This window comes from Henriciella sp. (genome assembly GCF_049649345.1).
GTDB lineage: Bacteria > Pseudomonadota > Alphaproteobacteria > Caulobacterales > Hyphomonadaceae > Henriciella.
This window is the reverse complement of record NZ_JBARZC010000196.1, coordinates 1-2,861: the sequence shown is the minus strand read 5'-3', so window position 1 is coordinate 2,861 and position 2,861 is coordinate 1. Positions and strand designations below refer to the sequence as shown.

The 2,861-nt window shown below is 61.1% G+C and carries 4 protein-coding genes; 2 read left to right on the top strand and 2 right to left on the bottom strand.

Going from position 1 to position 2,861, the window contains the following annotated elements; translation table 11 throughout:
* The first annotated feature begins 359 nt into the window (after positions 1 to 359).
* Positions 360 to 1,523 carry a tyrosine-type recombinase/integrase gene (locus tag WA989_RS04875; protein WP_424339385.1) on the top strand — a complete coding sequence of 388 codons (1,164 nt, stop codon included), beginning with the start codon at positions 360 to 362 and terminating at the stop codon, positions 1,521 to 1,523.
* Positions 1,524 to 1,581: 58 nt separating this feature from the next.
* Here WA989_RS04875 and WA989_RS04870 read toward each other — a convergent pair whose 3' ends face one another.
* Both WA989_RS04870 and WA989_RS04865 read right to left on the bottom strand, forming a co-directional pair.
* On the bottom strand, positions 1,582 to 1,809 hold the full coding sequence (locus WA989_RS04870) for a conjugal transfer protein TraD (RefSeq protein WP_424339384.1): 228 nt from the start codon (positions 1,807 to 1,809) through the stop codon (positions 1,582 to 1,584).
* Position 1,810: 1 nt separating this feature from the next.
* Positions 1,811 to 2,137 carry a conjugal transfer protein TraD gene (locus WA989_RS04865; protein ID WP_424339383.1) on the bottom strand — a complete coding sequence of 109 codons (327 nt, stop codon included), beginning with the start codon at positions 2,135 to 2,137 and terminating at the stop codon, positions 1,811 to 1,813.
* A 172-nt stretch (positions 2,138 to 2,309) separates the two neighbouring features.
* Between WA989_RS04865 and mobQ the strand changes: the two genes are divergently transcribed.
* A partial coding sequence (mobQ, locus tag WA989_RS04860) for a MobQ family relaxase (RefSeq protein WP_424339382.1) occupies positions 2,310 to 2,861 on the top strand: 552 nt, incomplete at its 3' end.

Below are 2,861 nucleotides of genomic sequence, written 5' to 3'. Positions count from 1 at the left end.
AGTGTCCAACTCCCGTATATCCTGAGGGTCTTCAGAGTTCCGCTTGCAGAGCAATGAACGGTCGTGCCGTCGTTTCGCCCGGCGCCGCAGCTTACGACGCCAGAGAAATCAAACTCGCTGGCTCTAGTCTAGGGCACGTGGGTAGTCTCGAGGATCGACCGAAGCCGAGTGCCTACCAGCAAGTATCTGAAAAACGTCATAAAGAACGTGCATTTGGTGCCCGGGGGCGGCATGGCATTCTCGTATCATAGGAACCCACCTAGTACCTTAGAAGCTTGTAATAAATGTGTTTTCTTGGCACGGCGATCTCAGGAGACCTTGCGCCATCCCATCAGATCTCGTAACCAGTGGGGGATAAATTGGGGGATGTATTCTTGGGGAACCTAACAGCCCTCTTCATCAAATCTGCGCGACCCGGCAAGCACGAGGATGGCCACGGCCTTCGATTGATCAAGCGCGAGGATGGCGGCGGTCAATGGGTCTTCCGCTACACCATTTATGGGCGGCGTCGGGAGATGGGCCTCGGTGGCCTGAAGGCTCTCTCCCTGAAGGACGCTCGAGACCTCGCCTCCGAATATCGGACTTTGGTCGCCAAAGGCAAAGACCCCATCGAGCATCGGCGGCGACTGCGCCAGGACGCAATGCGCTACCGCCATCTTCTCAAGGATGTCGCGTTGGACGCCTTCGAGAGTCGCGAGGCCGATCTCAAGGGAGACGGGGCTGCGGGACGATGGTACAGCCCATTGGAACATCATGTGCTGCCCAAACTCGGGCGGATGCCTGTCACCGAGATCACCCAGAATGATATCCGAGACGCCTTGGTACCAATCTGGCATTCCAAGGCTGCGACGGCCACGAAGGCTGCCAATCGCCTCAAGATCGTCCTGGATCACGCAGCCGCTCTGGGCCTCGATGCCGACTTGCAGGCCGTCGCCAAGGCGAAACAGCTCTTGGGTCGGCAACGGCACCAAGTCACGTCGATCCCGAGCATGCCGTGGGAGGACGTGCCTGCGTTCTACACCTCACTGGAGGAGCCGACGATCACACATCTCGCGCTGCGACTGCTCATCCTTACAGGGCTTCGCTCGCGGCCCGTGCGGTTTGCGCGGCTAGAAGAAATCGACGACGATATCTGGACCGTACCTGCCGAGAACATGAAGGCACGCCTCGGCGCTGCGGAGGACTTCCGCGTCCCCCTCAGCGAAGAGGCACAACGTGTTATCGAGCTTACCCGCCCCTACGAGCGAGATGGGTATCTGTTTCCGTCGGTTCGCAAGGGGGTCATCAGTGACGCGACGATGGCGCGGTTGATGGAGCGCAGGGGGTTGGAAGCACGTCCGCACGGCTTCCGGTCCAGCCTACGCACGTGGCTTGCCGAAGAGACGGACGCCCCGCATGAGGTGGCCGAGATGGCGCTGGCCCACGTATCCGACAGCAAGGTGGTCCGCACCTATCGCAAGACCGACTTTCTGGATCAGCGGCGGCCGCTGATGGAGAGGTGGGCACAGCTGTGCATGGGGTGACGCCCCCAAAAACTGCGTGGGGCCGCAGGCCTTTTGAGGATTACTGCACGAAGGGTAATCATCCTTCCCGGTCCGCCTCGAATGCGCTCTTTCCCTTCCCGGCCCAGACTTCCCGCGCGTGTTCGCCTTGGTCGCCCTCGAGCTTCTGAGCCATCCACAGGAGCCCGCCGTAGATCAGCGCACGGTCGTCGTTGGTCAATTCAACGATCCCGGACTTGACGACGAGACCGCCCAGCTCAATCAGATGCCGGGTGCGTTTGCGGCGTTCGACCTGCCAGCTGCGCATATCATGCCGCGCCCGGGCGGCCTGATGCCGACAGCGCGCCGCCAGATTGTGTCGGAGTGCTTTTCGCGTCGCGGTCAGTCGCTTTTGCAGGTTTACGCGACCGGCCTTGAAAGAACGCGGCCCCGCGTTTCGCCCAAGCCTCCCTTTTTGCAGTATCCGTAGTCTCGGCCAACACGATCAGCGCACCGGCGAGTTCTTCGACGCTGAACCCGTCGGCCCGAGTGGCGATAACCAGCTCGCCAAGCTGTTGCACTTTGCGGGTCTTCAGCTCTTTCGCTTTCTGTTCCAGTCCTTTCAACTCCGCGTCGTAATCCCGTGGTTTGCGCATTCCTGCCTCCATGATCTGTTGATGCAGCGAGGATAGCTGGCCAGCTTGCAAAAGGCAGCAAAGTCGTCAGGACGGCTGGGGACGCACCGGTCCATCCCGAGATTTTATTGAGGGAGGGCGCGCTTATACGTCGTTCCGACGTGGGGGTTCCCGTGCCAATGATCAGCCCATCATGGCGAGTTATCATCTCCACGTGAAGGTCATCGGGCGCGCAGCTGGCTCCAGCGCGGTGGCCTCTGCTGCCTATCGCGCGGCGACCCGGTTGCGCGATGACCGGGTCGAACGGAGCCATGACTTTACAGCCAAGCGCGGTGTCGTGCATTCCGAGGTGCTGCTGCCGGAGACTGCGCCCGAGGTATGGTCTGACCGCGAAAAGCTCTGGAACGCGGTCGAAGCAGCCGAGGTCAGGCGCGATGCGCAGCTGGCCCGCGAGGTGGAGTTCGCCATTCCGCGTGAGATGAGTGAGGCAGAGGGCATCACGCTCGCCCGCGACTTCGTACAAGCCGAGTTTGTCGACAGGGGCATGATTGCCGATCTCAACGTGCATTGGGACAAGGGCGAGGACGGACTACTCAAACCCCATGCCCATGTCATGCTGACGATGCGATCTGTCGATGAGACCGGCTTTGGCCCGAAGATGCGCGACTGGAACCGCACGGGGATGCTGGAACGATGGCGGGAACGATGGGCCGCGCGTGCCAATGCACGGTTGGCGGAACTCGAC

Excerpts from the sequence above, each read along its gene's own strand:
- WA989_RS04865 (WP_424339383.1), bottom strand. The coding sequence starts at position 2,137 with ATGCGCAAACCACGGGATTACGACGCGGAGTTGAAAGGACTGGAACAG.
- WA989_RS04870 (WP_424339384.1), bottom strand. The coding sequence starts at position 1,809 with ATGCGCAGCTGGCAGGTCGAACGCCGCAAACGCACCCGGCATCTGATT.